Annotated in this window: 16 protein-coding genes and 1 pseudogene; 8 read left to right on the top strand and 9 right to left on the bottom strand. The window is 64.5% G+C overall.

Annotated elements, in window-relative coordinates; genetic code table 11:
• Positions 1 to 124: 124 nt before the first annotated feature.
• Entirely contained in the window at positions 125 to 1,024 is a 900-nt protein-coding gene (locus ACFQS2_RS03490) for an ArgP/LysG family DNA-binding transcriptional regulator (RefSeq protein ID WP_377792760.1), read from the bottom strand.
• 86 nt (positions 1,025 to 1,110) lie between these two features.
• Between ACFQS2_RS03490 and ACFQS2_RS03485 the strand changes: the two genes are divergently transcribed.
• Entirely contained in the window at positions 1,111 to 1,713 is a 603-nt protein-coding gene (locus ACFQS2_RS03485; RefSeq protein ID WP_377792758.1) for a LysE/ArgO family amino acid transporter, read from the top strand.
• A gap of 133 nt (positions 1,714 to 1,846) precedes the next feature.
• On the opposite strand, the gene ACFQS2_RS03480 is transcribed toward ACFQS2_RS03485, so the two are convergent.
• The gene (locus tag ACFQS2_RS03480; RefSeq protein ID WP_377792757.1) at positions 1,847 to 3,514 is read right to left on the bottom strand and encodes a helicase; all 1,668 of its coding nucleotides are present in this window, start codon (positions 3,512 to 3,514) and stop codon (positions 1,847 to 1,849) included.
• 578 nt (positions 3,515 to 4,092) lie between these two features.
• Between ACFQS2_RS03480 and ACFQS2_RS03475 the strand changes: the two genes are divergently transcribed.
• Positions 4,093 to 4,992, top strand: coding sequence for a hypothetical protein (locus ACFQS2_RS03475; RefSeq protein WP_377792756.1), 900 nt, complete (start codon positions 4,093 to 4,095; stop codon positions 4,990 to 4,992).
• 136 nt (positions 4,993 to 5,128) lie between these two features.
• Here ACFQS2_RS03475 and ACFQS2_RS03470 read toward each other — a convergent pair whose 3' ends face one another.
• On the bottom strand, positions 5,129 to 6,583 hold the full coding sequence (locus ACFQS2_RS03470; RefSeq protein WP_377792755.1) for a hypothetical protein: 1,455 nt from the start codon (positions 6,581 to 6,583) through the stop codon (positions 5,129 to 5,131).
• Between the two features lie 363 nt (positions 6,584 to 6,946).
• Here ACFQS2_RS03470 and ACFQS2_RS03465 point away from each other — a divergent pair, with 363 nt between their 5' ends.
• From ACFQS2_RS03465 to ACFQS2_RS03445, 5 genes are all read left to right on the top strand, one after another.
• On the top strand, positions 6,947 to 7,228 hold the full coding sequence (locus ACFQS2_RS03465) for a MazG-like family protein (protein WP_377792820.1): 282 nt from the start codon (positions 6,947 to 6,949) through the stop codon (positions 7,226 to 7,228).
• On the top strand, positions 7,215 to 8,357 hold the full coding sequence (locus tag ACFQS2_RS03460; protein ID WP_377792754.1) for a DNA/RNA helicase domain-containing protein: 1,143 nt from the start codon (positions 7,215 to 7,217) through the stop codon (positions 8,355 to 8,357). Before ACFQS2_RS03465 ends, ACFQS2_RS03460 begins: the two co-directional genes overlap by 14 nt.
• Complete coding sequence (locus tag ACFQS2_RS03455; RefSeq protein ID WP_377792753.1) at positions 8,245 to 8,904, top strand: DNA/RNA helicase domain-containing protein; 660 nt, start codon at positions 8,245 to 8,247, stop codon at positions 8,902 to 8,904. Before ACFQS2_RS03460 ends, ACFQS2_RS03455 begins: the two co-directional genes overlap by 113 nt.
• A 715-nt stretch (positions 8,905 to 9,619) precedes the next feature.
• Positions 9,620 to 11,323: a DUF3696 domain-containing protein gene (locus tag ACFQS2_RS03450; protein ID WP_377792752.1), complete on the top strand. Its 1,704-nt coding sequence runs from the start codon at positions 9,620 to 9,622 to the stop codon at positions 11,321 to 11,323.
• Complete coding sequence (locus ACFQS2_RS03445; RefSeq protein ID WP_377792751.1) at positions 11,320 to 12,171, top strand: hypothetical protein; 852 nt, start codon at positions 11,320 to 11,322, stop codon at positions 12,169 to 12,171. Before ACFQS2_RS03450 ends, ACFQS2_RS03445 begins: the two co-directional genes overlap by 4 nt.
• A 381-nt stretch (positions 12,172 to 12,552) precedes the next feature.
• Here ACFQS2_RS03445 and ACFQS2_RS03440 read toward each other — a convergent pair.
• Positions 12,553 to 13,557, bottom strand: a pseudogene (locus tag ACFQS2_RS03440) (IS481 family transposase); the annotation flags it as partial.
• A 1,021-nt stretch (positions 13,558 to 14,578) separates the two neighbouring features.
• On the opposite strand from ACFQS2_RS03440, the gene ACFQS2_RS03435 reads away from it, so the two are divergent.
• Positions 14,579 to 16,432 (top strand): DUF262 domain-containing protein, encoded by a 1,854-nt coding sequence (locus ACFQS2_RS03435; RefSeq protein ID WP_377792750.1) that lies wholly within the window; start codon positions 14,579 to 14,581, stop codon positions 16,430 to 16,432.
• 147 nt (positions 16,433 to 16,579) lie between these two features.
• Here the strand turns inward: ACFQS2_RS03435 and ACFQS2_RS03430 are convergent, their stop codons facing one another.
• From ACFQS2_RS03430 to ACFQS2_RS03410, 5 genes are all read right to left on the bottom strand, one after another.
• Positions 16,580 to 18,013 (bottom strand): ABC transporter substrate-binding protein, encoded by a 1,434-nt coding sequence (locus ACFQS2_RS03430; protein WP_377792749.1) that lies wholly within the window; start codon positions 18,011 to 18,013, stop codon positions 16,580 to 16,582.
• An 85-nt stretch (positions 18,014 to 18,098) separates the two neighbouring features.
• A complete protein-coding gene (locus ACFQS2_RS03425; protein WP_377792748.1) occupies positions 18,099 to 19,004 on the bottom strand; it encodes a carbohydrate ABC transporter permease in 906 nt (301 codons plus the stop codon).
• Positions 19,001 to 19,987 carry a carbohydrate ABC transporter permease gene (locus ACFQS2_RS03420; RefSeq protein WP_377792747.1) on the bottom strand — a complete coding sequence of 329 codons (987 nt, stop codon included), beginning with the start codon at positions 19,985 to 19,987 and terminating at the stop codon, positions 19,001 to 19,003. Before ACFQS2_RS03420 ends, ACFQS2_RS03425 begins: the two co-directional genes overlap by 4 nt.
• A gap of 54 nt (positions 19,988 to 20,041) precedes the next feature.
• The gene (locus tag ACFQS2_RS03415) at positions 20,042 to 20,899 is read right to left on the bottom strand and encodes an aldo/keto reductase (protein ID WP_377792746.1); all 858 of its coding nucleotides are present in this window, start codon (positions 20,897 to 20,899) and stop codon (positions 20,042 to 20,044) included.
• Complete coding sequence (locus ACFQS2_RS03410; protein ID WP_377792745.1) at positions 20,896 to 22,626, bottom strand: glycoside hydrolase; 1,731 nt, start codon at positions 22,624 to 22,626, stop codon at positions 20,896 to 20,898. The genes ACFQS2_RS03415 and ACFQS2_RS03410 overlap by 4 nt, the downstream gene beginning before the upstream one ends.
• Positions 22,627 to 22,756: the final 130 nt, after the last annotated feature.

Raw genomic sequence — 22,756 nt, 5'->3', positions numbered from 1 at the left:
ATCGGAGGATCGAAGTTCGAGAAGTCGACCACCAGTGCGGTGAAGTCCGCACATCGGCGTGCGCAGGACCAACAGGGCGGGGCAGGGAGAGGTGTCGGGTCGAAGCGGTGCGGGGTTGGACGCGTCACCCCTGGCGCAGTGCCTTCTGCGCGGTCTCGAGCACCGCATCCGTGAGCGCTTCGAGCAAGGCTGATGGGGTCTTCGCCACCTGCCAGAACAGGGTCGAGGTAACGGGCTCCCCGCCAAGCTCGACAAGCTCGTCGCGGGCGAGCAGGGGCTCGGCCTGCATGGTCAGGAGCATCCCCCAGCCGATCCCGGCGACGACTGCATCGGCGAGCTCGTGCGTGGAAGGCACCAAGTGACGCGGGGCGAGCGCCGGGTTGACACCTTGGCGGCGCAGCCAGGTCGCCTGGAGGTCATCGCTTGTGTCGTAGTCGATTCGCGGGGCCCGGGAGAGGACATCCGGGCCGACGGGTCCGGACGGCGTCTTGGCCCAGCGCTCCCGCCACACGGGAGAGGCGACCGCGATGTACACGATGTTGCCCAGCGGCAGAGAACGGTACCCGGGCGGGGCCGAGCGCGCGGACGTTACAGCGGCCAGGGCCGCACCGGTGGTGAGCAAGCGCGCGGTCTCGTCCTGGTCCTCGCGCTGCAGCTCCAGCTGCGCATCGTGCTCCCGGGCGAAACCGGCGAGGGCCGGCACGAACCAGGTCGCCAGTGAGTCCGAGTTCACCGCGATCCCGATCCGTGGCTGCTCACCCTGCGTCTCGAGTCCGAGTGCCGCGCTCGCCTCATGCTCGAGGAGCGACTGCCCGCGGGCGAAGCGCACCACCACCTCACCGGGGGCGGTGAGTCGCACCGGCTTCGCGCGCACCAGCAGGCGTTGCCCAAGCTGTTGCTCGAGCAGCTTGAGCCGTTGGCTCACGGCCGACGGCGTCATGTGTTGGCGGCGCGCCGCGGCTTCGAGGGTGCCCTCGTCGGCGACGAGGCGCAAGGTCTCCGCGAGGGCGGGATCGATGCGCATACGCGGAGTCTAGGTGAAGCAATGCTTCACGCGCTGCACGAATAGTTGCTGGCGCTTCAGTCTAGTTGGCTCTAGCGTCGACTCTCGTGACCACCGCTCTGAACGGCCTCCTTGCCGGACTCTCGCTCATCGTCGCCATCGGTTCTCAGAACGTGTTCGTGCTCCGTCAGGGCATCCGCCGTGAGCACGTGCTGGCGGTCGTCGTCGTGTGTATCGCCTCGGACGCGGTACTCATCACCGCCGGAGCCGGCGGCCTCGGCGCTCTGGTTCGGGCCGCGCCCGAGCTGGTCGCGATCGCCCGGTGGGCCGGCGTTGCCTTTTTGCTGGGATACGCGGCATTCGCCGCCCGGCGTGCACTGCGCGGCGGCGAATTCCTGCAGGCCGACGGGGCTGGGCAGCGGAAAGGGCTCGGCGCTGTGGTCACCACCGCGCTCGCGCTCACCTGGTTGAATCCGCACGTCTACCTCGACACCGTGCTGCTGCTCGGTTCCATCGCCACAACCCACGGCGCGCAGGCGTGGCAGTTCGCGGCGGGGGCCCTGGTGGGCAGCACGCTGTGGTTCTCGGCGCTGGGATTCGGAGCGCGGGGACTGGGACATGTGCTTTCCAGTGCCAGGTCATGGCGGGTGCTCGACGGAGTGGTGGCGGTGACGATGGTGGCGGTGGCGGGAATGCTGGCGGCGGGGTGAAGGGTTGTTGCTGCTCACCCGACATGGTCGGGCTCGGACCCACGGTCTGATGGTCGTATCCGTCGAGGCCCTGCCGCAGCGCCTGTTCGTCGGTATCGTGACGCGTGGCGAATGGGACCCGGCCGCGCCGAGCTCAATCTGAGGTCAGGCTCGTCGGCGGCAGCCAGTCCGCACCGAGCAGCTGCGCAATGTCAGTAAGCCCGTCCGTGTCGCCGCCCACGGTGTTGGAGGCAGCTGCGATCCTCTCGACCATCACCTTGCTGACCTGCTCCTCCACGGTGCCCTGGGCGTAGGCGATGTGCCAGGGGGAGACCTGCTGGTCGCGGTGCGTGCGGCCGGTGACCTGCCGGCCCGCGATGCCCGAGAAGCGGGCTTGGTGGAACACGCCCACCCGCGGCTCGGTGCTCGCCTGGCGGCCACCGTCGAGAGTCTCGCCGGCGTGCAGGCTGATCGAGGCGACCGTGGTGAACACGCAGACCTTCGCCTGCCCTGTCTGGAACCGGAGCCGTTCCGCCTCGACGTCGAACCGGTCGCGCCCGTAGATCGTCGCCACCTCCAGCCCGGAATCGCGCAACCGTTCGGCGATCGGGTCGGCAGCGGTGCCGACGAACTCGACCGAGCACGCCACCTGGCGCCCGGCCTCGACCTGCTGGGCGATCCAGGCGACCGTGGAGTCGACGCGGATCAGCCCGGCCTTCTGGCGGAAGCGCAGCAGGGCCGCGCGGCCCTTGGCGGTGTTGCGGCCGCGCCGGGCGATGTCCATCTCGCGGCAGAACTCGCCCCATTCGGCCTCGTACGCTTCCTGTTCCGCCGGGGTGAGCGTCACCGGCATCCCGGAGATCGGCACCGGCCCCCACGGCGCCGCGCGGTGCAGCATGGCCGGCGGCCGCTGATCCTCGAGCCAGCCGCGCACCCGCGCGAGGTCCGCGGCGCGGCGCTCCGCGTCGGTGGTCCACGTCGCGCCGTAGCGGCCTCGCTCCAGGCCGACCCCGTGGCGTTCGAGCGCGGCGGCGAACGTGGCGCCGGGCTGGGACGCCGAGGTCCACTCCTTCATGGTCTCGCCGTGCGCCTGCGCGTAGGCCGGGGCCAGGTAGGGCAGCTCGAGCGGTGTGTGACCGGGGGTCGCGGTGGTCGCGATGACGAACGGCGCCTTGTCGTGCGGCTTCCCGTGCCCCGAGATCCGTGCCCAGAGCTTCCACCGCTTAGTCGTGGTTCGACGCAGGGCGTGGGCCTCGTCCGCGATGATCACGTCCCATGTGTGGCCCGTGACCTTCTCCAGGCGGTCCCACGTGATCACCACCCACTCCAGGCCACCGTCGCCCAGCGCCGTGATGGTGCGGCACCAGTGGCCGATCGTGATCGCCGCGGGCCGGTCGGCGACGACGAGCACCCGCTCGGCGCCGCGCAGATCGCCCACTGCCGTTGCTCCGAGGACGGCAGAGATCGTCTTGCCGACGCCGGGCTCATCGGCCAGCAGGAACTGCCGGCCGCCAGCTGCGGCGCACTCCGCGATCGCGTCGGCCGCCTCGTACTGGTTCTGGCGAGGTTCGAGGTCCTCGGCCGGCTCGGCGGTAGGTGCGGGATCGTCAGGATTGAGCGTGTTCTCGAGGAACCGGCCGAGGGTGTGGGGGCCGGGAGCGTAGGGCGCGAGATGCTCGGGGAGTGCGCGGCCGACGTAGAGGTGCATCTTCACCGCGGGATGCCAGGCGGCATCGTCGACCTGGGTCCCGTAGGGGACATCGAGCACCCAGAGCCGCTCGCCCGGACCGACGAACGGCAGCGGCCGCTGCGACTGGCTCACCCCTTTCCGGCGCGGGGACCTGCTGCGTCTACGCGTACTGGATCGGCGAGAGATGGGCACCTCGCGACCCTACTGATCTCCTGGGCGGGATTCGGGCGGCTCGCCGGCATTCCATGTCCATGCACGACCGTGCGCGACGTCAGCATTGAAAACGTGTGGTTCTAGCGCAGCCTCGATGTTCCACAAGAACCCTTCTTGGTTCGCGCGCCCTTCGGTCGGCCTGCAGGTCGCGGCTTGCTCAGCGGCTCCGAGATGTCAGTGCCTCGTAGAGGATGGAGCACATGGCACCTCAGCGTGAGAATCATTCGGGTCAGGGTCACCATCCGAGCAGGTGCCCGGGGCCCTCCAAGACGAAGAAGCAGTTCTTCCGGGTCCAAGGCGAACGCGAAGTGCTGTGGATCCGCAACGCCAGTGATTGGGCACGAGTGCACCGCACAGGGCTGCACCTCGTGTGTCCGGATCGCGGGTGCACGCAACGGCTCGTCGCCCATCAGAACCAGTACGGAACAAGGTACCTCAGCAACCACAAGGACTCGGCTGGGTGTAACCACTTCGTTCCCACCGGCGGCGGCGGACGGATGACCGCCGAGCACCTATGGCTGCAGGGCAAGCTCCGCGAGCTCTGTTTCGAACTCGGCTACGAAGCTGAGCTCGAATCAGATGTCACAGGAGCACGGGTAGATCTGCGCGTCGAATGCACGCCATACCCCTACGCGCTGGAGGTTCAGCGGGTCTCCACTGACTTCACCGCGCGTCGCAAAGCGCGGGAGCAGAACGGGATGCGAACGTTGTGGCTCCTGCCGGAGTCGGATAGACAAAAGAACACCGCGCGAGGGAAGAGTCGAAGAGATCCGTTGTTCTCCGAACCGTGCGTGCGACTCGGATACCGGGACGGCCCTGGCGCAAATGCCAAGGTCATGACCGTCGCCCAACTGCGCGCGGACGTCTGGCCCAGCGACGGCAGTTCCGAGGTCTACCTGAAAGCGGGGGTGACCGTTGGGATGCTGAGTTCCGAGGCTCTGACCTTCTATTCGAGTTGGCTGCCGCTAAAGGAGTTCCTGCAACAAGTGCTAGACGGGTCGCGGCAGTGGTATCCGCAGCGGGTTATCCGTGGAAAGGGTGGACACGCTTGGGCGGGATGGTTGCTCGTCGACGACGTCACGAAGTACAAAGCAGCAGTTGCGGCCGCGAAGGAAGAGCGGAGACTCCGGGAAGAAGCGGCGACGGAGGCGGCTGACGCTGTGGTGAAAGACGAGGAGGATAAGGAGCGAGAGGCGCAGGAGCAGCAGGTAGTCGTCGAGTGCGCAGAGGAGAATTCTGAGAGAGAATGGATTGGGCGTGTCGAACAGGTCGAGCGCGCCTCACAGAGAGCTTCCGGTTCTCCTGGAGACGACGGACGCCGTCCGAATGCTGCCACCACGGAACTCCTCGCCCGAAAGTCCTGGTGGAGGCGGCTACTCGGGTTCCTCCTCGGCTGACGGTATCTAGATATTTCAGCACGAACGAACGATGCTGGTCCCGTATATGGCCTTTCTTGCTTTGCCGTGACAAGCCCCTCGCGGGGCCTACTTGCGCGCCTCGCCTAGTAGTAAGCCGGCCACCGGCAACCTCCGGTCAGAGCCAGGGCTCTCCAATGAGGTCAAGCATGTTGCCGTCTCGGATGGCGCGGCGCTCCATCCCGGAGGATGCCTGCCGGATCGTCATTCCGTTGGCACGTACGGCTCGGGCGGTCTCCAATCGTTCCCAGTTCGACTTTGGGTCGGCGTAGAACTTGCCATCACTCAGATAGGTCTTTGTCATCTCGGCGCTGACACCGAGGTCCTGAGCGACTTCTGCGCGCGAGGCGCCCGACTGTTGGAGATGGAACGCTCGCCGACATCGGGCGAGACGCTCACGCATGCGCGCCCGCGAGTAGTCGTTGAGCCCAGCTTCTGAACGCACCTCGAGGCCAGCAGCATGAGCGGCTGTCGTCACGGTGTGACTGGAGACGCCGAGTGTCTTCATGATCTCGCGTCGCGCTATGCCGTTTTCGAGCATTATGACGATGTTACTGCGGGTCCGCCGCTCGACTGGGTTCACTTGAGGGATGCTGGTGTCGACCCCGGCGCCGTCGAGTGCTCTCTTGACAACGGACGCGGAGATGTTGAGCTGGCGTGAGATGTCGGCCTGCCGCCAGCCTTCGCGGAAGGCAGCGATGATCTTCTCACCGCGCAGTTGCCTTTCGTGAGCTTCTGCTATCCGAGTTTCAAAGCGCTTGTGCTTCAGAAAGTGGTTCACCCCTCGGGGAACCGCGTTCGGCCGCAGTCGCGGAGGGATGCCAGCTTCTGGAGCGAGATGGCGCAGCTTGATCACCGCGGCTAAGGTCTCCTCGGTGAGATGGAAGCGGTCGCGAGCGATCTGAGCACGCGTCTCACTGCCGAGCGCTTCCCAGAGTGGAGCGAGGAGGCGGAGGTATTCTTCGTCGGACGGAAACAGCCGCTTGAACTCGTCCAGGGTCGGAAGGGCGACCAAGCCGCTGGCGATGAGCGTTTTGATGCCGCGAACGTAGTCACTGCGGTACCTCAGCGGAACCATCACTCGTGAGCCGCGGCCGTTGAGGGCGCTGACATAGGAATGTGCGTAGCGCGCATAGCGGGCAGGTGCGTATCCGAGGCGGATACCGTCAAGGTCCACTGCCAGAGCGTGGTCATCGTGTCGGTTGAACGGCTCGGGGACTAGCTCTCCCCATACATTGAACCATTTGCCCGGGGTGTAGAACCAGCGCACCGGATCGGAGTATGCAGATCCACGAACGCCTGCCCACATCAGGGGGAGCTCCTCGAACGGCCGTTCATCTCGACGGTCGATGGAACGGGCGACTTCCCATGTGGACATTCGCAGCTCGCCGATAGGTTGTTGGTACTCATCAGGATTGCGTTGGTGTGTGCTCGCTCGTGCCGTGAGGAGAGCGGATCGCTCCTCGCGCAGTCGCGCGATCCGCTTAGGCTTGTCACGGATCTGGGAGCGAACTTGCCGACGACGTTCGTGGGTCTCTGCGGAGTACCCGTACCAGGCGGGTTTGCGAATCACGTAGGCAGACTAGCGGAGGGGGCGGATAACTCGGTGTAACAGGAAGAATCGCCCAGGTTTCGTGCCGCCGCTCTTGGGCGAAGGGTCGTCTCCGCGGCATGGCTCGCGCTGGTCACCTTTGGATCTGATCGTATACTTTGGGGCAGGTCATTATTTCTACGGTCGTTTGATGGTCGTGATCGGGCAGAGCGCGGAGGTCCACCTGCGAGGGAGCCAGAGGCCTGATGTCTCGGTGGGTCGAAGGGCCTGGGCGCGAATGTTTCGGGCGCTCGGGCTCGCGGGCTTTCGTCGGTAGGTGTCTCGGAACGCTGTTAGATTGTGGCGGTGACCACGGACGCAACGCTCCAGGCCCTCCGCAAGTTCATGACCGAACGCGAGTGGGTGCAGTTCCACCGCCCAGAGAACCTCGCCAAGTCCATCGCGATCGAGGCCGGGGAGCTGCTTGAGTGTTATCAATGGAGAGGCGATGCGGACCGTGAACGCGTCGCTGACGAGCTCGCCGACGTGCTGACGTACGCCCTGTTGCTGGCCGACCGACTCGACCTGGACCCCGAGAGGATTGTCCTCGACAAGCTCGAGCGGACCCGCGCCAAGTACCCGGTGGAGAAGGCCAGAGGACGGAGCGCGAAGTATGACCAGCTTTGAGATCCAGCGGATCCCGTTCGATGCCGATGTCGTCGCAGGGATGACGGAGCTCCACCCGCGTTTTGATGACTGGCCACTGGTCTACACGATCGACAACGGCCGTTCCGTGTATGTGGGGGAGACGCAGCGCGTCGGCAGCCGCATGAAGCAACATCTCAAGAACCCTGCGAAGAGCTCCCTGCGCCAGATCCGCGTGATCGTGGACGAAACGTTCAACAAGTCCGTCTGTCTGGACCTGGAGTCCACACTCATCCGATGGTTCTCTGGCGACCAGCGGTTCAGGGTGCTGAACCGTAACGATGGCTTGGTGAACGCCGACTACTACGGTCGCTCCGAGTACCGCGCGAACTTCGAGGATATCTTCGAAGCCCTCCGCGCCGAGGGCCTGTTCAGTCGGTCCATTGCCGAGATCGAGAACGACGACCTGTTCAAGCTCTCACCGTTCAAGGCGCTCAACCGTGATCAGGCGGTCGCGGTGGAAGCGATCGTCGAGGCGCTTCGTGACGACCTTGAGAAGGGCCAGCGCAGTCTCTCCGTGGTGCAGGGCGACCCGGGCACCGGGAAGACGATCGTCGGTGTCTATCTGATGAAGCTCCTTCGCGACATCGGCGAGTACGAGCCGGCCGAGGACGTGGACCCCGATTCGATGTTCTCCGAGTTCTTCCTTGAGGGGTCCCGCGAGTGGTTCCGCGGCCTTCGGATAGGCCTGGTGATCCCGCAGCAGTCACTGCGGAAGTCTGTCCGCAGCGTCTTCAAGAAGACCCCTGCCTTGGAAAAAGCCGAGGTTCTCACGGCGTTCGACGTCGGTAGCCCGGAGGGGGAGTGGGACGTTCTCGTTGTCGATGAGGCGCATCGCCTCAGCCAGTATGCCGCTCAGTCTCACGGCACGCTCACCAAGCGCTTCCGAGAGACTACGGCGGCGCTGTTCGGTGCGATGGACGAGGGCATCACGCAACTTGACTGGGTGCGGAAGAAGGCCAAGCACACGATCATCCTGCTCGATACTGCAGCAACGTGTGAGGCCGGCGGACATCGGAACGGCCGGTTTCGACGACGTGATCGCAGAGGCGCAGCAGGACCACCGCTGGTTTCCATTGCAGTCTCAGATGCGAGTCGCTGGCGGCAATGACTACATCGATTTCGTCCGTCAGTTCCTCTCCGACGAGCCGCCCGCGGATGTGCCCGACTTCGGCAACTATGACTTCCGCATTTTCGACCACTTCCCATCGATGGTGCGGGCCATCCACGAGCGGGAGGAGGAGGCTGGGCTCTCCCGCCTCGTCGCCGGTTACGCCTGGGAGTGGGTCAGCAAGAACGACTCCTCAGCCACGGACATCGAAATCGACGGCGTCGCGCTCCAGTGGAATCAAACCCCGGTTGACTGGATCAATTCACGGACCTCGGCCCAGGAGGTCGGATCCATCCACACGGTCCAGGGATACGACCTCAACTACGCCGGAGTGATCATCGGCAAGGATCTCCAGCGGGATCCCGCGACCGGGCGTCTCGTCGTGGACCGTGGCAACTACTTCGACAGGATCGGCAAGCGCAACAACACCATGCGCGGCCAGGTCACGACCGATGACGACCTGCTCGAGTACATTCGCAACATCTACAAGGTGCTCATGACCCGGGGCATGCGGGGGACGTACGTGTATGCGCCGCATCTGCGTTGAGACGCTGAAGATGCTCGGGCCACCTTGTACTCCACACGGTGCCAGAAACTCCACGGTAGCGACGAGCTGGCTTTGCACCTACAGCCAGTGCATGGTGCGGAGTTTCGTCCCTCCGTTTTGCCCTGAGACGGCCGTGGGCACGGAACTCGCCCAATACGTCCAGGCCTCACGTCGCAGCGCATATCCAACTGTGAGCCACCCGGCGACAGGGTGCAAGGAGCGTGAACGCGCTCCGTCTCGCGGACTAGGTCGCGACGCGAGAATCGTAGAAGGGGGGCGGGGAGATTCCGGAAGCTGGTTAGCTAGTAGCAACGGCCTCAATGCCGTCCGAAAGGCGAATGCAAGCCGCACCCTGCTTTACAAAAGTGACGATTGCTGCTCTGGAGTCTCACGCCGCAGCGTATTAGGTGCCAACTGGCACGTAGGCGTTACACCGCCTCATGTTGTCTTCGAGCGACAGCGAAGCAACGCGAATGAGCGCCGCGGCAGCCACCGTGTTGGACAGTCGATGCATGCCGCGCACTGCGACTCGCTGGCGCCCAGTTCCGGCGCCCAGCTCCAATTCTCTTTTCCGCAACAAACGAAAGGGAACCCGTCCGCTACTTGTCCGCTACAATCGGGCGGGGGCTCCGGGTAGCCCGACTGTCCGGAACCGTCATGGCCCCCAGCCATCGGCGCCAACTCTTAAACAACGATCTCCTAGGAGTGCGAGGCAATGAGCGAGAAGCGATCTTGGCAAGTAGAAAATTTCAAGGGCGTCGAGAAGGCCGAACTGCCATTAAGTGGCCTCAGTCTACTTTCGGGTGCCAACTCCGCAGGAAAATCCTCATTGACTCAAACCCTGCTATTGTTGTCTCAGAGCCAAGGCAACGACGTGGTGCTGAACGGGCCTCTCGTCAGATTTGGATCAGCGAGTGACGTGATTAACGAGCACAGTGAAGCAATAGAGTTCTCTTGGGATTTACCCGGGTTTCATGGCATTGCTCCCACGAAGCACGTCGACAATAATGTGACCGCAAAAATAACGTTGACTGGGCCACGGCGTACCACAACTACAGACCAGACGTCACTTGTAGTAGCTAGTGTATCCATAACCAGGGATGGCGTCGAAATCTTTGAGGCCAGCAATGAGCGTGTAAAATCCAAAACGCTGGCCGCAAGAAATCCGGGCCAGATCTGGGGCGACAGTCTGCTACGCGTCAGAAGTATTGAAGGGGCCGCCGCGCCAAACAGGACATACGTTGCGTTCTCGGGGCTGTTTCCAAGCTACGTTCTCTATAAGGCCACCTCGGCACAAATTGCTCGCACTATTAGGGATCAGTATGAGCGTTACTCCGCTTCATCTGAGGAATACAGTCGTTGGCTTGCCCAGGACCTACTCCTCTCATATGCGGCACTACTGAAGCCACCCGGAGCATCCGAAGTACAGCATTTCGCTGGTACCGGTGCTTGGCGGCGCCGCATATTGCGGTTGGTCGAGGAAGAGCCGCCAGACCCGGGGCTACTCGATGAGATTATTGAAGAACTAGCGACGGCTGTCGCGTCAGATGACTACGTTGCGATGAATCTTGGCCTAACGTCATCGTTTAGATCTTCCATGTCTTTCATCGATCGCGGTATGGATTCGGTGATACCGGAATCTCACAAAGCCGCGTGGTCCGAAGTCTTAGCTGCCTTCCGGGATCTGCGGGAAGTTGCTACCCGGGTCCGATATATCGGTCCGCTTAGAGAAGAGCCCCAGGTTCTTTCCACAACTGGCGGCCGCAACGACAGCATCCCCGCCGGGCTCCGTGGCGAGTATACAGCTGACCTTTTATTTAGAAGCCGAAACGCGAAGGTCAACTATCATAGCCCTGCAGGCAGGGAAAAGACTGCTCCGTTGCAAGAGGCAGTTGGCGAATGGGCGGCTTGGCTTGGAGTCGGGGAATCCGTACGAGTCTCGGACCAAGGGAAGTTGGGGCGAGGCATCCTGGTTGTGGTGGACGGGAGAGAGCGCGATCTCACAACAATCGGCGTAGGGGTCAGCCAGCTACTACCTGTTATCACTGTCCTCTTGGCCGCCCCGCCTGGCTCTATATTGGTACTTGAGCAGCCGGAGCTCCACCTTCATCCGGCTATTCAGAGCCGGCTAGCGAACTTTTTTGCGAGTGCGCGAAAGGATATATCATTGGTGATTGAGACTCACAGTGAGTACCTCATCACTCGGCTGCGACGATTGAATGTTTCGTCAGAAGGGTCTATTGATGACCTAAGCTTCCTATTTGCCACTCCGGGAGAGCGGGGGGCGGTAATTCGGCCGCTTGAGATTGGGAGCCTCGGAGATATTAATGAATGGCCGCAAGGCTTCTTTGATACGCAAGGAGAGGAGGAGCGCAGGCTCCTTGTAGCTCTCGGTAAACGTGCCAAGGGCCAGGCGTGATTACGCAATTGGACCCCCGTATCCTCCTGCACTCGGTTTGCGACGCGACGTCTGTCTCTACCGATTTCGAGTACCTTGACCGCCTCATTTCATGGTTGGATTCGGATCGCGAGTTCGTTATCGGCAATGCCGGCCGCGACCTCCTTCTCCGTGAATTTGGTGCGTTCGGATACCCGGAAAACACTGTGAAGTTTGGTGTCGATGTGGATACGTCGCTAATCATTGGGTTCATTAACCGGCTAGTACAGCGATCCTATCGAAGCGAGCATGTATCGACTGTCCCGATTCGGAATCCCGAATACCTTTCCGGGGAGGCGGTCACTGAGAGTATCGCAAATGAGCTTACGTTGGCCAGCCGGGACGCGGGGCGAGCCTTTGCGACGGATCGGGGACATTGGTCAGACGAACCCCGCCTGATCGAACTCGTCGACGGCAGCATGGTCTCGGGAATTACCAGCGGCGAAGAGCGCACTGCCGCTGAATGTCGAGCTACTGTTGAAATCTTCTTCTCGAATTTGACGGTTTTCGTTGTGGGGGGCAAGGTTGTGCCACCTTTCCTGAGGGAGCTTGAACAACTTGGCATTGATGCGTCTCGGGTGCGGTGGGTGGAGCTGCAGAAGGGAACCTCGGTCAAGGTTATCGACCAAAAGTTGGCCGGCGTGCGAGCCGGAAGTCACGTGGTGGCTTGTTTGACGGGAAAATTGGGTCACGATGGTTCCGGCAAAGCGAAAGCGATCTCCGTTAAGCGGGGCGCCCGGTATGTGTACGGGGAGACGCTTCGCGAGTTGCGGGATTCGCTTGTCAGTCTTGCCGTGTCGTCTCCAGATCCAGCCCACCATCCGAAGTGAATGCTCTATGGCAAGCGTGAGTTGAATTGGCGGAGGGGTGGCCCGTGGTTTGCTTTTCTATTCTGGCGCCGACGAGCATTGAATTTCGCCAGGCCCTTACTGTCGACTGTTCCGAGGTAGGGGTGGTGTCCATATTGGGTCGGATGAAGCTGGGGTGCGGCCGGACGCAGGGACGCCTCGTTTTGAGGAACCGATCCCGGATGACAGAGTCCCGCAATTTCTCTAGCCACGGCGCCGCGTATGGGCGGCAGCGGGCGACCAGAGCGCACGCTATCGGGTACTAGCTCGTAGATCCCCGTGGGGAGAGCCACGCCGCGCTGGATCCGAACCTTCGGGTGACGTCCCGTCGGCGATCACCGTGTATCCCCGCGACATGTAGATGTAGTTGGTCATGACGTTGTCGACGCCGGTGTGGAGGCGTGAGGCCGGGGGCTGATCGCTGCAGGCGGTGTGGGGCCGATGGTAGTTGTAGTGGTGGTTCCAGACCCCGATCGCGTTTCTCCGCTCGGTCGCGGAGTCGTAGGCGCGGGCGTAGAGGCATTCATCGGCTATCAGCCGCTGGTAGCGCTCGATCTTCCCGTTGTGCCGGGGCGTATAGATCCGGGTCCGGTGGTGCCGACCGATGAACGCGCAGGTCGAGCGTCGGAATGCCGTCGCGGTGTAGTTGCTGGCGTTGTCCGTGACCAGACGAGAGATCCGCGTGATGCCGTGCTCGGCGAAGAACACCATCGCGCGATGGAAGAACGCGATGGTCATCGTGCCGGTCTCGTCCTCGAGCGCCTCGGTGTAGGCCAGACGGGAGAACCCGTCCTGGATCGAGTGGAGGTAGGTGTAGCCGACCTTCTGCTTGTGAGCCCGCTTGCCCGAAAGAGCCTGCTCGCTGCCGCGGCCGTGGGCCCACCAGCCGCCGCCGTCGGGGATCTTCCCGACCTTCTTCACGTCCATGTGGACCATGTGCCCCGCATAGCGGGCAATGATCTTCCCCGGACGGCGCAGGTCCTCCCCGTCCGGGGTGATGTCACGGATCCGGTTCAGGCCCAGCCGGTCCAGCCACCGCGTCACCGTACGGACGCTGCAGCCCACGTGGCGACGGTCGGCGAGCTCGCGGGCGATCCGACGGGCGGACCACTTCCGCTTCCGTCGCCAGTGCTCGATCAGCTCGACCACCCAGGCAGCCAGCCGCGACGGTCGCTCGGCGGGGGCGCTCGAGCGGTCTTCGAGACCGGCGGCGCCATAGTCGCGATAGTGGCAGACCCACTTCGACAACGTGGCCCGAGCGATGTGGAACTCGGCAGCGACGTGAGCAATCGGCCGGCCCCGGATGAGCACCTGGTCGACCGCGCGCTGCCTTCCGAGCGTCGTCAGCGGAGCATTACCGTGGGTCATGGAACGGGTCTCCTCCCAGCAGATGAATGGCTTCAGCACCACCCATCGTGCCGGTCAGGGGCCCGTTCCTCCATGCCCACCCCGCTGACTACAACGACATGACCCGCAACAGCTAGGGCGGCTGGCTCGGGCGCGGGAACGACGGCGGGACGCTGGCAGGAGGTGCCCTCGCGGAGCATCGCCAACGGGACGTTGCAACGGCGACCGGCCATGCAGAACACGGCGCCGTTGTGGCGTTAGCCCTCGGCCCGTTTTGAGACCATAGTTGGACTTGGAGGCCGGGTCGCGGTTCGAGGTGAACCAAGGAGAGCAGGGCGCTCTTCAGCCGCTTGTTCCTGGATCTCGCTGGGACCTCACCCCGGCTCAAGGTCCTGGATCTTCGCGTGACCGGTGCGAATGCGCGGGTGCAGTAGAAGAATCCGATGGACATCACCGCTTTCCCGCCGTCCAGCGCGTCGGTTCAGGACAGACGCGAGAAGCTGTTCTCAATCGAGCGGAAATAGGTGTCGTCGACCTTGCCCTGCTTGCGCGGACGCCTGTCAGCGAGGACCTGCTCGATGCGCAACCCGCCCCCCCCCCGTCGGAAACTTGTCCGCCCTCTTTGACGTCCATGCGGACCAGGTGGCTTGGATACGAGACGGCGATCCTGCCTGGTGCGCGTCGCCTCTCGCCCTCGGGAGGATGTTGCTCGGCTGTTTAATTCTCACTCGGCCTAACCACCGTGCCACCTCCCCACGCAGCAGGCCGAGCCGAGAGCGTCTGCGAGTTCGCGGGGAATCCTCCGCGCGGAGCACTTGGGGCGACGCCGCCAGGACTCGATCAGCTCGGACACCCATGTCGGCGATTTGGTGGGATGGTTTCCGGGCGCGCTGGAGTGGTCCAGGCCCTAGTCGCGGTGGTCGCGGTAACGATCGACCCATCTCGACAGAGGCTCGCGAGAGATGCGGCGTAGGCGACACCTCCGCTCTTCGATACAACTATGCTGGCGGCGACAGCTCGATCGGATGACCCTGGAGGCTCAATGCCGTACCTGCCCGCGACAACGATCGGCGCAACACTGCAGCAGATCGAGCGCAAAGAACTCATCTTGCCTGCGATCCAGAGAGAGTACGTCTGGAAGCCGCGGCAGGTCGTGGCACTCTTCGACAGCATTATGCGGGGGTATCCGATTGGAAACTTCCTCGCGTGGAAAGTGCAGCCATCAACGATTCAGACGTTCCGCTTCTACGACTTTCTTCGTAGTTACAGTGAGCTCGACCAGCGACATAATCCTGAGCTTTCTCTGCAGTCGGACCAATCTGTTATCGCTATCCTCGATGGGCAGCAGCGCCTCACCTCGCTCAATATCGGGCTTCGTGGCACGTATGCCTGGAAGAACAAGTACGCGTGGAGTGGGTATCGTGAGAATTATCCGCCCCGCATCCTGCACCTCAATGTGCGCGGCGAGGCCCCGGAGAACCCTGCCGGCCTGCAGTTCGACTTCCGCTTTCTTTCATCACGGCAACTCGATGAGATGGGGACCGACGAAGCGCGCTACTGGCTTCCAGTCACTGCTGTGTACGAGGCAGGAGGCGTGATGGGGCTCTGGGAAATCCTCTCGTCCCGCGAGCTCGCGAACGACCGTACAGCCAGCGGGATCGCGTCCCGGCTCGCGGAGAAGATTCACTCGGACAATTCGGTCCACATGTATGAGGAGACCGATCAGGACATCGAGCGGGTGCTGGACATCTTCATCCGCGTGAACTCGGGTGGAACCGTACTGTCTTACAGTGATCTTCTGCTGAGTATCGCTACCGCACAGTGGAAGGACCGTGACGCCCGAAAGGAAATTCACGGGCTAGTCGATGAGCTCAACGCGACCGGTGTCGGCTTTCGACTGTCGAAGGACCTCGTTCTGAAGACTGCACTCGTTTTGAGCGGAGTTCCTGATGTCGCCTTCAAGGTCAAGAACTTCACCTCTGCAAATATGGCCACTCTGAATGAGCGGTGGGATGACATCGCCAATGCGCTCCGTCTCGCTGTCGCCCTCCTCAGCGACTTCGGGCTCTCCGGCAAGTCGCTGACTGCCCACAGCATCGTGATCCCGTTGGCGATGTACATCCAGCGCCGCCAGTTGACGCAGAGCTACCGGGAGAGCGCCGGCGAGGCCCCCGACCGCGACTTGCTCAAGTCCTGGGTGATGCGGGCGCTCATTGTGCCGGGCATCTGGGGATCCGGTCTTGACCAGCTCCTGCGCGCACTCCGGGAGACGATTGCTGAGCACGGTGCGAGGAGCTTCCCGGTCTCGGAGATTGACCGGATGATGGCCAGCCGAGGGAAATCCCTCCTTGCTTCTGACGAACTCATTGACAGCATCCTGGAATACTCCTTCGGGGATGGCGAGACCTTTGGAATTCTAGCGATCGCCTTTCCGCATGTAAATACCCGAAACATCCACCATGTTGACCATATCTTCCCGCGTGCCCGGCTCAGTAGGAGTGCGCTGCATCGCGCGGGACTCGATGAGGAAGTGATCGACGAGATTCTACGAAAGCGCGACAAACTACCCAACCTCGAGCTGCTCGAAGGGCCTGAGAACGCGGCGAAGAACGCGAAGATGCCTTTGGCGTGGTCGCGGAGCGTCTACGGATCCGAGCAGGCATATAGCGCCTACCTCGATCGCAACGCCTTGCCAGACCTCTCGGACGAGGTGACAGATTTTCTTGCGTTTTACGACGCTCGACGTGCACTACTAAAAGAACGTGTCCGTCGCGCGTTTGGCCTCGACGCTTCGGCTGATTCCTTGGACGCAGGGGTCGAAGACGCGCAGGGAAGAACAGTGCCGCCTCTGGAGGAGAGCATCGAGGCGGAGGGGGTCGAGGAGTCCTTGCTCTGACTCTCGGCCCTGGCTGGCCATGACGGTGTCGAGGCCGGCGTAGATACGAGAGGCTCTGGCCGTGTTCACGGGCCTGCGCGCCCGATGACGGCAGCGGCGCGGGGCCGCTTGCCCTTGTCGAGATCCAGGGCTGCCTTCTCACGCACCTCAATACGCATAGTCCTCCCCAGCCACCCAATCCGGGAACTCCCAATCCGTCCGGTCCACCGACGCGCCCTCCTCCTTGGCAGCCTCGATGGCTCCGTCGAGCTCCTCGGAGTTCGCGTCGCTGAGGTCCGTGAGCGCGGCCTTCAGGTCGTCGATCTCCCCACCCAGGTACCCCTGCACCACGTTCCCCAGCTCCGGGGTGACCGTGGCCCGCTTCGCCTCGGCGGCGGAGACCTCGATGTTGCGGACGATCGCCTGCGGGGCGCGGAAGATGCGCTTGGCGTAGTCCTCGACCAGCCAGGCGTAAGGCTCGATGACGTCGGCGCCGGGGACGACGTCCAGGAGGATGGGCGGCTGGTCCATCGCCGTGGCGAGCTCGGTCTGATAATCCTCCTGGGTGAAGGATTCGATGAGCTGCGAGGCCTGCTCAGCCATCTGGGTGCTGCCGCCGATCACCCAGTCACTGGCACGGGCGCCGCGCGCGGCGACGATGTCCTCACCGTTGGGGGTGGGCATGCCGGCCACGGCCATCTTGGGCAGCATGTCCGGGTTCAGGGAGCGCACGGCGCCGGGGGAGTAGGGGCCGTCCATGTGGAAGCCGATGTTGCCGGCTGCCCAGCGGCCGCGGGCGTCGGGGATCTGGAAGCCGGAGCTGCCGGGCAGCAGGTACCCCTTGTCGTTGATCTCCTTGTACAGCTCGATCGCGGTGATGTACGCGTCGTGGTGGTACTCGAAGGCGCCCGTGTCGTACCGCTGTCCCTGGTAGCCAGGGAAGCCGGCTGCCTGGGCGAGGTCGTCGATCTGCTCGGTCATGCGGCCGGGGACGCCGAGCGCCATGGTCATCGGATCGAGCTCGCCGTGGGAGGCGATCGCCGCGAGCGCCGCGAGCAGGTCGTCGTAGCTCTTCGGCGGCTCGAAACCGACGGCCTCGGCGATCTCCGTGTTGTACCAGGCGCAGGCCACGTACTGCTTGTCGGTGAAGGCCGGCAGGCCGTAGATCTTCCCGTCCAGCTGGGTCAGGCCCTCGACGAAGGAGCCTTCGGGCAGGCGGCCCTTCGCCTCGTCGGACAGGGTGATCTCGTGGACCCAGCCGGCCTCCACCAGGGCCGGCAGCGGCAGGCCCACCAGGGCGGTGTACACATCGGGCAGCTGCTCGGCCTGGTTGGCGAGCTGGAGCGCCTCGGTGGCGGCGGAGGGTTCGTTGTACGTGTGCTCGATCGTGGCACCGATCTTCTCGCCGAGGTCGCTGGCCCACTGGTCGTGGAGATCCTGGAGGCCACCGAAGTGGTCCCACCAGCGCAGTGCTCCCGGTGCGGCCCCGTCGCCGCCACCGGTGGCGGGAGGTGCGCTGGGGCCGCCGCAGGCTGCGGCGAGAGAGGCGAGGCCGGTCGCGCCGAGACCGGCCAGTGCGTGACGACGGGTGAGGTGATGCATGGGGACTCCTCATTGAGTGCTGGATGCTTCGAGACGGACAGGACAGCTAGGGCAGACGGGGCGACTGGGACGACGGGGACGACGGTCAGGACTTCACAGACCCGGCGATGCCTTCGACGAAGTAGCGCTGCATGAAGGCGAACAGGGCCACGATGGGGATCAGCGAGATGACGCCGGCGGCGGCCATGCCGGGCCAGTCCGTCGAGTTCTCGCCGACGAACGCCTGCATGCCGACGCTCACGGTGCGCAGGGCCGGATTGCTGAACGAGAACACCAGCGGCAGGAAGAACGCGTTCCAGGTGAACAGGAAGGTCAGCACCGACACGGTCGCGGTGACGGGCATGGACAGCGGGAGCATGATCCGGGTGAACGTGCGCAGGAACCCGGCCCCGTCGACCACGGCGGCTTCCTCGAGCTCCATCGGCAGGCGGCGGAAGTACCCGGCGTAGATGAGGATCGCTGCCACGTTCGCCCCGCCGGACAGGGCGAAGATCATGCCTGAGAGCTGGTCGAGCAGGCCCAGTTGCATGGAGAGCTTGACGATCGGGATGATCGTGTAGCCGGTGGGGACGAACAGCGTCGCCACCAGGATCCCCAGGATCAGCCGGGAACCGGGGAACCGGTACCGCCCCAGCACGTACCCGGCCAGGGCGCAGCGCACCACCACGATCACCACGGTGCCGACGGTGACGATCGCCGTGTTCAGCAGGTAGCGGCGGAAGTTCCCGTCGGTCCACGCCCGGGCGTAGTTCTCCCAGCGCAGCTTCTCGGGGATGAGGTCGAGCCCGCCGGAGAAGATCTCGCCCGAGGACTTCAGCGAGGCGGAGACCATCCAGATGAACGGGTAGATCCACAGCAGCGCGGTCAGCCCCAGCGCTGCCACGAGCAGCCACCACGGCAGCCGGCGTCGCCAGCGGGCGGTGCGCGCCGGGCGCGGCGAAGCGGCAGGAACCGCGGTGGAGGTCGGTGAGGGGCGGGTATCGGTGCTCATGCGCGTGCTCCTGAGCGTCGGGCGATCATCGTGACCCACAGCTGAATCCCGACCACCACCAGCACGAGCAGCCCGAACAGGACGGCGGCCGCGGAGGCGAAGCCGAGCTGGGGGATCGTCGCCGCGAAGGCGTAGCGGTAGATGTAGATCTCGATGATCTCGGTGCTGTAGAAGGGGCCGCCGGCCGTCATGGTCTGCATGAGGTCGAAGGCGTGGAAGCAGTCCTCGACCGTGAGCACCGAGATGATCAGCAGGAAGGGCACCAGCAGCGGCAGGGTGATGTGGCGGAACGTCTGGATCGCCCCGGCCCCGTCGATGCGCGCCGCCTCGTAGAGGTCCCGCGGGACGGTCTGCAGGGCGGCCAGCCAGTAGATCAGGGTGATCCCGAAGAACTTCCACACGTAGATCAGGGCCGACGTCGCCAGCGCCGTGGTCGAGGATTCCAGCAGATCGATCGAGCCGAGCCCCAGCATCTCGGAGAGCAGCGAGAGCGGCCCGCTGGCCGGGTCCAGCACGAAGCGCATGACCACACCGACGATCGCGGTCGTGGTGACCACGGGCAGGAAGTACATCGTGCGGAAGAACGCCGACAGCGGCAGCTTCGGCGAGTTCAGCAGGATCGCCAGGAAGAACGCCCCGAACACGCGCAGCGGCGCCACGATCAGCATGAACACCAGCGTGATCCGCACGGCCGACCAGAACATCGGGTCCGCGAGCACAGCGCGGTAGTTCTCGATCCCCACGAAGCGCTGATCGGCGGTGAACCCGTTCCACTCCACCAGCGAGTACCAGTAGCTGGCGACCATCGGATACAGGGTGTACATCCCGTACAGCACGAACGTCGGCAGCAGGAAGGCGTAGATCCACAGGTTGCGCCGCCGCTGCCGGGCGCGCTGAGCCGGGCGCCGGGGTCGACGGGAGGCCTCCGGGGCGCCGGACTTACGAGGGGTCGAGGGTTGTGCGAGAACCGAGGAGCCGGTCATCGGGTACCTCCTTCCGGAGCGTGATCGCAATGCACAGGGGCCGCGGCGGCCTGATCAGCGGATCTGGCTGATCGAGAAGGTCGCGGGGTCGTTGCCGATGCGGTGGCCCTGATCGAGGGAGTCGATCAGTGCCATCTGCTCGGAGGTCAGGGTGAAGCCGTCGACGTCGAGGTTCTCCACCAGTCGCGCACGGGAGGTGGTCTTGGGGATGACCACGTAGCCGTGCTGGAGGTGCCAGCGCAGCACCACCTGCGCCGCGGTCGCCTCGTGGCTGCGGGCGATCTCCGTCATCTCTGGCAGCTCGAGGTCGGCGCCCTGGCCCAGCGGGGAATAGCTCTCCACGGTGATGCCGAGCCGCTGCTGGAGGGCGACGAGCTCGGCGCCGGCGTGCGTGGGGTGCAGCTCGATCTGGTTCACCGCGGGCATGACCTGCGCGAACTGTTCCAGCTCGCGCAGGTGCTCGGGCAGGAAGTTCGAGACGCCGATCGCGCGCACGGCCCCTTCGGCGTGCAGCCGCTCGAAGGCGCGCCACGTCTCCTGCCAGAGCTCGGCTGCCGGGTTCGGCCAGTGGATGAGGTAGAGATCCAGCTGATCGAGCCCGAGACGGTCGAGGGTCTCGGCGAACGCGCGCAGGGTGCTGTCGTACCCCTGCTCACCGTTGCGCAGCTTGGAGGTCACGAAGACTTCCTCGCGCGGGACGCCTGAGGCTGCGAGGGCGGCGCCGACGCCGGCCTCGTTGTTGTATGCGGCGGCGGTGTCGACGTGGCGGTACCCGACCTCCAGGGCCTGCTCGACGACGGGCTGGACCTGGTCCGGAACGATCTGGAAGACGCCCAGACCCAGCTGGGGGATCTCGATCCCCGGGGCGATCGGGACGCGGGTGGTGACGGGCGTGGTGGGGGAGAGGCTCATCGGATCGGCTCCAGGACGAGCAGCGAGACGGCCGGCAGCGGCAGCTCGAGAATCAGTTCGAGCGCTCCCTCCGCGGTCGCGTCCACGGTGGCCGGCTCGGCCAGGTCCTCGAGGCCCTCGCGGGCGTGGATCTGCGCGAGCTGCTCCGGGGTGGGGACCTGCGGGGATCCCAGGCGCTGCCACACGGTGTGGCTGTTGGAGTGCTCGGCATCGATGCGCCGGTGGCTCAGACGGTACGAGCCCTGCTCGAGGCCGCGCACGGTGAGGTTCACGGGTGTGGGTTCCTCTGCCGTGCGGTACTGGTCATCGGTGTGGCGCCACAGCGCAGCGGCGATACGACCGTCGCCGTCCCGGGAGGCCAGCACGTCGACCTCCTCGGGCATGGACCGGCCCTCGGCCTGATCCAGCAGTTCCACGCCGTGGGCTGCGCTGCTGCGTGCCTCCAGGCGCGTCTGGCCCATCTGCGCGAGGAGCCGGTACGCGTTCAGCAGCGGCTTCTCCAGCCGGTCGGCGGTGAGGAAGGCGCGGGTGCCCTCGAAAAACCGCTCGCCCTCGAAGTAGAAGCTCCACGACATCGCCTGCTGGATGTTTGCGCCCTCCTGGGCGCTGAGGTCGAGCAGCTTCTTCATGAGCTTGACCTGGAACACCGGGAAGTACTCGGTGTTCTGGAACCGGAAGTTCGCGTTGTCGTAGAAGGAGAAGTGGGCGGGAACGCCCGCATCGCATTCGTCGATGATCGCGGGGAGGCTCCGGTAGGCGGGGTACTTCGCCATGACGCGCAGCATGGAGCGCACCTCGTGGAGCATCTTGTGGGCCGAGGGGTTCTGCTTCTCGGGCGCCTCGCCGCCGGTGGGTCCGTATACGCGCCAGGGGGTGAAGGAGGAGCCCTTGGTGTGGAAGGAGACGAAGTCCAGCGGCAGCTCGCGCTCGTTGGTGTAGGCCAGGAATCCGTCCAGGAACTCGGCGCCGCCGCCGGTGACGGCCGGGCCGCCCACCTTCGCTGAGGGCAGCACGCTGCGCACTCCCTCGACGGTGGCCGCGTAGAGCTCGTGGAACTGCTCCGGGGTGCCGCGCCAGTAGAAGATGTCCGGTTCGTTCCACAGCTCCCAGAGCCAGGTGTCGACCTCCTCGGCCCCGTAGCGCTCCAGGCAGTGCGCGGCGACCGCGGCGATCAGGTCCCGCCAGCGGTCGTAGTCGCGCGGCGGGTAGGCCCACTGGCCCGCTTCGTAGGCCGAGTAGACGGTGGGGCTGGAGGTCACGGTGAGCTCCGCGGCCTCCGGCGGGAGCAGGTCACGCGGGGTGAAGCCGATCTCGACGAGCACGTGGTGACCTGCCGAGACGATGGCGTCATAGGCCTGGTCGAGGATCGTGAAGTCGTAGTACGGGGTGCCGTCGGCGTCCTCGTGGTAGACGTTCCCGTTGCCCCAGTGGGGGATGCCGAACCCCGAGCCCGAGCAGAGCGCGTAGTGGGGCCGGATGTGATACCCGGTGCTGGTCAGCTCACCGAAGGTGCTCAGCAGGTGCCGGCCCGTCGGCGTGTAGGTCCAGTTGATCTCGTCGTACCCGACGCTCTCCCACAGCCGCGTGAGGCTGCCGGTCTCGTGGCCCGCATCGATCTCCACCTGCGCCGACGTCACGTGCGGGGCGGTGGGATCGCTCGGTGCATGGGGCGGGAAGGCGCGGGAGCTGGTGAGGTTCACGTGGGTGTTCTGGGCCGTCGTGGACACGCGGTCACTGCCTTTCAGGGCTCACGGTGGAGCTGGAACTGGAGGATCGGCTGTCGCCGAGCAGCAATGCTCGGCTGAGGGTGGAAGCAGGGGTGGTGATGGTGCTGCGCTTCGGCGGGGAGCGGATCGG

The organism is Brachybacterium sp. GCM10030267 (assembly GCF_042666875.1).
Taxonomy (GTDB): domain Bacteria; phylum Actinomycetota; class Actinomycetes; order Actinomycetales; family Dermabacteraceae; genus Brachybacterium.
This window is presented reverse-complemented; position numbering and strand designations above follow the sequence as displayed.